Raw genomic sequence first — 6,675 nt, forward strand, 5'->3', positions numbered from 1 at the left:
CGCCAAAAAACTAAAATCATCAGACAAGCGCATCAACAAACAGTTCTTCGATCCCTCCAGATTATACCCTTTAGAAACAATGATATTTCGACATTTATAGAATCGATACCACGATTAATACCACGCCGAGTTACAATGATACGATCTCTAACCAGAATGTGAGTCTTCTCACCCAACCTAAAAAGCTGGGCGACCTACGGAATACCGCCGCAGTACAAAATCCCATACGTGCGCCACCTTCGTATCCCACAACGCCTGCGGATAGGGTTCCTCAGGCAATTCGTTCAGTCGCACCTGGATTTCGCTGAACACAGCGCCCCGAGTTTCCTGCCCCCGCACCCAATCTATTGTACCAACCAACCTGCGTAATTTTGCCAACAACTCTTGCGCCACCCGCTTTACCTCGACCTCCTGCGCTTGGGTAAGCTTCAGTTCTGGCGTGGTAAGCAAGTCGAAAATCGCCAACTCTTCTTCGTTCAGCCCTTCTCGGGAGGCTCGCTGTTCCTCGTTGTCGAGAGAGGCGACAAAATCCTTTAGAGCCTCGAAGAATTTTTCTGCGTCGATGGAACCAGCGTTGTATTCTGCAACAAGCCTTTCCAGCTTCTCGACCAGATCAGTGCGAATGGGATTTGTCTCGGCCATCTTCTGGACCTTCTCCTTCGCGCCCTCACGCAATCGCTCGGAAGCAACTTTAGGACTTTTTTCGAACAGCTTGGCGAGTTTACCAAAGTCGATGTCAGAAAGATCGACACGCCCCTCTGCCCCCGTCCCCTCGACGATGGGTGTAAGGATCGCCACACCGCCTAACTTGTCGTCTAACAATTCGGCGATCTTGGCTTGAACGGCAGAAATATCTGCCGGTCCCAGTTTTGCCTTCACCGCATCGGCCAGCATGTGAAACACCGCGACGGGCTTCAGGTAAGGTGTAGCTCGTTCATCCGGCAACAGCGCCTTGTAAGCCTTCGTCACCGCGCCCGCGAGTTGAATGAACTCGCGTCGTCGCGCGTCAGGCGCAACCAGAACCTCCACCGCCTTCGCGATCAGGCCAAGCCGGGAAAGCGCATCCGCCGCCATGATCGCGGAAACATCTACGCCCAGTGGCTGCAAGAAGGCACCAGCCTGATCCAGAACCTCCTCCAACGCCTTTACCAGTGCCGCCTTGTCCTTGATCGGCGTTTCGTCCTTTTCGCAGCCGCCCGTACTTCCGGCGTAGATTGCCAACGCCTTTTGTAGATTATTGAACACGCCTACGTAATCGACGATCACGCCGCTGGTCTTGCCCGATGCGTTGCGATTAGCCCGTGCGATGGTTTGCATCAGCGTATGGTTCTTCATCGGCTTGTCGAGATAGACGGTGCCAATGCTGGGCACGTCGAAGCCAGTGATCCACATAGCGCACACGAACACGAGCCGCAGCGGATCGTTCTTGTCCTTAAACTTCTCCTCCAGGTCTTCCTTCTGCATCCGCTCACGATGAGGAAGGATGTCGAGACCCTTCTTGCGAAGGTCATCCACCTCGTTCTGCCCCTGGCTGACGACCACCGCCATATCCAGTTCGCGCAGCCATTGCAGCCGCTCGGCAATCGCCGCCCCCTCGGCCTCATGAGCGGTCTTGAGCGCCGCCTCGTCCGCCGCGATCAAGCGGGCGACGGCCAGCTTCACCCGGTCGTACATGGAAACGGCGGTCGCCTTGTCGATGGCGACGAACATCGCCTTGCCGCGATAGCCGCGCATGGCGAAATGCAGCGCCACGTCCTCGGCCACCTTGTCGAGCCGGTCCAGATTTGTGATGAGCGTATATTGCCGGCCGAATTCGCGCTGGAGCTTTTTCTCCTGCTCCTCGCTCAGCTCCACCTCGTCAAGAAGTTCGTCCAGCTCCTCCTTCAACTCGTCGGCGTTGAGCTGAAGCTCGGGTTTGCGCGATTCATAATAGAGTGGCACCGTCGCCCCGTCGCGGACCGACTGGGCGAAATCATAGACCGAGACATAATCGCCGAACACTTCGCGGGTACGGCTTTCTTCGCCCTGGATCAGCGGCGTGCCGGTAAAGCCAATGAAGGCGGCGTTGGGCAGAGCGGCGCGCATGTTCGCCGCCAACTGGTCATACTGGCTGCGGTGCGCCTCGTCGGTGATGACGATGATGTCGGAACGGTCCGAAAGCACCGGCATCGCTTCCCGGTCGGCCGTCGAAAACTTCTGGATCAGCGTGAAGACGTAACGCTCGTTTCCTGCCAGCAATTCCTTGAGATGCGCGCGGCTGCCGGCCTGCGCCTGGTCGATCTGCTTGGTGAGCGCACCGGCGCTAGCGAATTGCCCGGCGATCTGGTCATCCAGCTCGGTGCGGTCGGTGACGATCACAAAGGTATAGTTGCCACCCAGGCGCCGCAGCACTTTCTCCGCGAACATCACCATGGAAAGGCTCTTGCCGGAGCCTTGCGTGTGCCAGAACACGCCGAGGCGGCCCTTGTTGGCGGCGACATGCTCCACCGCCGACATGGCGCGGTTTACACCCAGCACCTGATGATATTTACCGACAACTTTACGCAAGCCACCCTTGGCCTCATCGAACAGCGTGAAGTTTTCGATAAGGTCGAGAAAACGCGTGGGTTCGCAGGTAGCGCGCAGCATGGTGGCGAGGCTCGGGTCTTCCGGCCCATCCTCCTCTTGCTTTTTCCATGGGGCGAAGAAGTCGAAATCAGTATGCGATCCACCCATTAACGATTCATGGCCGTTGGAAAGGATCACAAAACCGTTGAGCGGGAACAACTGCGGGATAGTGTCGCGATAATCGCGCAGATTGTCATCGTACGCATTAAAAACAGGCTTGGAGAACGTCTTCCACTCCGCCAACAACAGCGGCAGGCCGTTGACGAAACCGATGGTATCCGGGCGCCGTTTATGCAGCAGGCCCGCAATCCACATCTGACTGGCGACGAGGAAATCATTCGCCTCCACGTCTTTCCAGTCGATCACGCGGACAGTGAGGGTATCCGTCTTGCCGCTTTCGGGGTTCTTCACTTCCACCTGCACACCCTCACGCAGCAGATGGTGAAAATCGCGATTGGCGGCGATGGGGAGAAGGGCGGAGCGATCCTGTACCAACTCTTCTTCGGCCAGTTTGAGAGCTTCTGCCGGCAGGCCGCGATTGAGTTTAACCAGTGCAGCCCTCAATCGAGCGGGCAGGTATGCCTGTTGAAAACTAGTGCGACCAGTTGGGTTCTCTGGTCCCGGCGCTTCTTCTCTCAGGTTCAGATGCTGCCAGCCAAGGTGCTGCAACAGCGCCAGCGCTGGCTTCTCAACTGCACTATCTTCGGAGAATTCACTGGAAAGCGAGGGTGAAATCATGTCAGGCGGCCTCCAGTTCACGCGCGGCCTGCGCAACCGAAAGCTGCCCGGATATCAGACGCGGAAGAAGGAGATCGCGGGAGACTACGAGGCTGTCGTTCTGCAATGATAAGGTATCAGCCAATTCAAGCATCGGCGCTACGTATACTTCAAAGCGAGTCGATGTGTTTTTGTCGGGCTGAATAATTTTGATTTTCCGCGCGTCGCCCAAGGAAATGAATGGCTGAGCGGCTCCGCGCTTTGGCCATCTTTTGGGATCAGAAAGTGCCAGATACAGGTATTCAGTGCCAACACCGCTCGCGCGTGCCCAGAAACGCATCGTATTTTTGATGCATGACCATTGCCCGCGCGCCAACCATGTCTTTCCGCATTGCGCGCCAATTGCGCTAAGAACTATACCAAGACGATCATAATCGAACTTCGGCATGAAGCCGTCCGGTCCTGAAGCACTGTAAGCTCGATAACCATTGGGCGTATACGACTTCTTAGTGGTTGAGGTATCACCCCACTGTATATCTGCAAGCGTTCCTAGTGTTTCTAACTCCCACCCCGCAGGCAGGAGATCGCTGGAGATATCCTCAATGCCCACCGTCTGATGGCCGGGGAAACGGAAGTGGACGAACCATTCCTCGAACAGCCTCCGCGCCATCTCCTCCAATACTGCGATCCGGCGCCGGTTAACCTCGATCAAATCGTCATATGCGCCAAGGATCGACGCGATGCGACGTTGAATTTCAATAGGAGGAATAACAACTGCGATTTTTTCAAGTGTCGAGGCTTTTACATAGGGAACCGCCGTACCCACATCACTCGCAGCTATATCAATGGTGCGAAATAGCTGAAACAGAAATTCAGGAAGCATGACATCTAGTTTAGCAACCGCTGCCATCAAGTTGTTGTCGATATAAGTCGGCCGTGTAAGGAAGCGCTTGCGGTTGTGTTTTAGAGCCTCTCCGATCTTGGCAAATACAGTAGCGCCTGCGGGAAATGGCTGTCCTTGAATGATCGAGCTATCTGCCGCATCTACCCAATTATTTGCGCCGTTGATGCTGACTTCATTTCCTGACAAGTTAAAGTCGCTAACTTTGATGAATGGAAACTCGCCCTGATTGCGCCCCTGTAGCGCGGGTTTGAACGCTACCCCTCCCCGGAGTTTGCATACTTCTCCCAGTTGTAGCGATACCCAAGTTTTAGAGTTGTTCATGCCGTCAACACCTCAGCCACATTTGCTGCGATGACATTTTGCAAGCGTGTCGCGTCGGCGTTCAGCCCTTCTAGTTCTTCCTGCAAGGCCTCCAATCGCTCACGAAAATCCTCATCTTCCACCTGCTCACCAGGTACAACACCGACATAGCGGCCAGGATTCAGGCTCCAGTCCTGCGCAGCAATCTCGGCATGTTTGGCGACTTTACAGAGACCAGGAATGTCCTGGTAGCTGCCATCAACTCCGAACAGTCGGGCCATCTCCAAAGCACTGCCTGCCGCTAGCTCTTCAGCCTCACCACGCCATAGGCGCACAATATTCCCCAACAGTTCAATCTGTTCAGGCGTGAAATCACGATGGGCGCGCGTCACCTGACGGAAGATATGACGGGCGTCGATGAAGAGAATTTCATCCTCGCGAGCGGTACCTTTCTTACCTTTGTCGAGGAACCACAAGGTTACGGGTAGAGTGACCGTGAAAAACATATTGGGGGATGTCGAAATAATGACATCGACGATACCACTCTCGATCAGCTTGCGCCGCATCTCCCGCTCGGAGCCACCTGCGTCGCTGGCCGAATTGGCCATCACGAAGCCGGCGCGGCCCTTTTCGTTCAGCGCGGCGGCGAACATGCCGATCCATAGGTAGTTGGCATTGTTAACCGTGGGGATACCCAGGCTAAACCGCGCGTTCACCTTCCCTGTCTCGTTCACTAACCGGGCTCGATCGACCTCTTTCTGGTTGAAAGGTGGATTGGCCATCACGAAGTCGAAGCCGCCGACCATATGGTGCGGATCTTCATAATAGCTCGATGCGACCTTCACATCGCCGCTGAGACCGTGAACTGCGAGATTGAGACGGCAGAGCTTTTGCGTGTCTCCCATCTTTTCCACGCCGTAAATACTGATGGCGCGTGCGGGATTCTTATTATGTCGGCGAACAAACTCGGCTGAATGAACGAACATGCCACCGGAACCGCAGGCAGGATCAAGAATCTTGCCGTGATACGGCTCAATCACCTCGACAATTAGTTTAACGATTGAGCTTGGAGTAAAGTACTCGCCCCCCTTCTGCATAAAGGCACTGGCGAACTCGCCCATGAAATATTCGAAGATCAGGCCATAGGCATCGCCGGTGATCTTTAGGGGGTGTAACAGCCGCAGCAGTTCGCGCAGCACTGAATTGGGCAACGACCCATAACCCTGCGGCAACACACCGGCGAGATCGGGATTGTGCTCGGCGATGGTCTTCATCGCCTCATTCAGCGCGTCGGCCAGATTTTCTGTTTCCGGCAGGGCTAGTAGATAGGAAAAGCGTGCGTGTGGCGGTAAAAAAATCGCACCTTTGGCGTGATAATTAGCTGGGACAGGGTTGCCGAGCCGACCACCTCGGGGCAGCTCCGCATCTACCAGATCGAACCGCGCCTCCATCTGCCGCAAGGCAATCAGCGCTAATACTGGCTGGGCATATTGATCCGGCCGCAGCTCCGTATTGGTCCAAAGTTGATTCGCCGTCTGAAACAGGCGGCCGGAAAGGTCTTGAAGATCAATTGCCAACGTTATTCCCCTCGACTGCCACGACACGGGCGTCAGGCTCTATTTTGGAACGTGCGGAAAGACGTTCGTAATCCTCCACAGACAGGACTACCACGACACCTCGCCCATGTTTCTCGATCCGAACGGGCTCAGCTCGCGCGGTGTCAATCATCAGACCGAAAGCATTCTTTGCCTCTCGTGCAGACATGGTTTTCATGGTTAGTCCTATCGAGCTTTATGGAGCCATTTAGGACAAAATAGCTCTTCTTGGCAACACAACACTGGATACCCCAAACGCATTCACGAAAGGGCGTCACCATCATGTCAGATTGTGCGTGTCCTTCGTAATTCTGGCGGTCAAGGATTCATCGGAATAACAGCTTCCAACCGTTCAATAAGGTCTGTCAGGTTGGCTTGCTTTGAGAGGATCGTGTCCAGTGCCGCTTGTACCTCTCCATCGGACACGGCCTGTCCCGGTTCCTCGACCAGCCAAAGCTTCAGCAACCCACCCAATCTTCCGAAGTCACCGCGCAATCGAGTCAGCGTCGAAAGGGTATCGAGGTCGATCATGCTATGGGGTTGATACCCTAG

5 protein-coding genes are annotated in these 6,675 nt (G+C 55.1%); all 5 read right to left on the minus strand.

Features of this window, described 5'->3' with window-relative positions:
- Window positions 1–177: 177 nt before the first annotated feature.
- On the minus strand, window positions 178–3,345 hold the full coding sequence (locus GFJ39_RS13140) for a type I restriction endonuclease subunit R (RefSeq protein ID WP_153431835.1): 3,168 nt from the start codon (window positions 3,343–3,345) through the stop codon (window positions 178–180).
- Between the two features lies 1 nt (window position 3,346).
- Window positions 3,347–4,549, minus strand: a complete 1,203-nt coding sequence (locus GFJ39_RS13145) for a restriction endonuclease subunit S (protein ID WP_153431837.1) — start codon at window positions 4,547–4,549, stop codon at window positions 3,347–3,349.
- Window positions 4,546–6,105 carry a type I restriction-modification system subunit M gene (locus GFJ39_RS13150; RefSeq protein WP_153431839.1) on the minus strand — a complete coding sequence of 520 codons (1,560 nt, stop codon included), beginning with the start codon at window positions 6,103–6,105 and terminating at the stop codon, window positions 4,546–4,548. Before GFJ39_RS13150 ends, GFJ39_RS13145 begins: the two co-directional genes overlap by 4 nt.
- On the minus strand, window positions 6,095–6,301 hold the full coding sequence (locus GFJ39_RS13155) for a type II toxin-antitoxin system Phd/YefM family antitoxin (protein ID WP_153431841.1): 207 nt from the start codon (window positions 6,299–6,301) through the stop codon (window positions 6,095–6,097). The genes GFJ39_RS13150 and GFJ39_RS13155 overlap by 11 nt, the downstream gene beginning before the upstream one ends.
- A gap of 140 nt (window positions 6,302–6,441) precedes the next feature.
- Window positions 6,442–6,675: hypothetical protein (locus GFJ39_RS13160; protein ID WP_457851933.1), on the minus strand; the 234-nt coding region annotated here is incomplete at its 5' end.

Origin of the sequence: Gluconobacter aidae (assembly GCF_009547075.1) — a bacterium.
GTDB lineage: Bacteria > Pseudomonadota > Alphaproteobacteria > Acetobacterales > Acetobacteraceae > Gluconobacter > Gluconobacter aidae.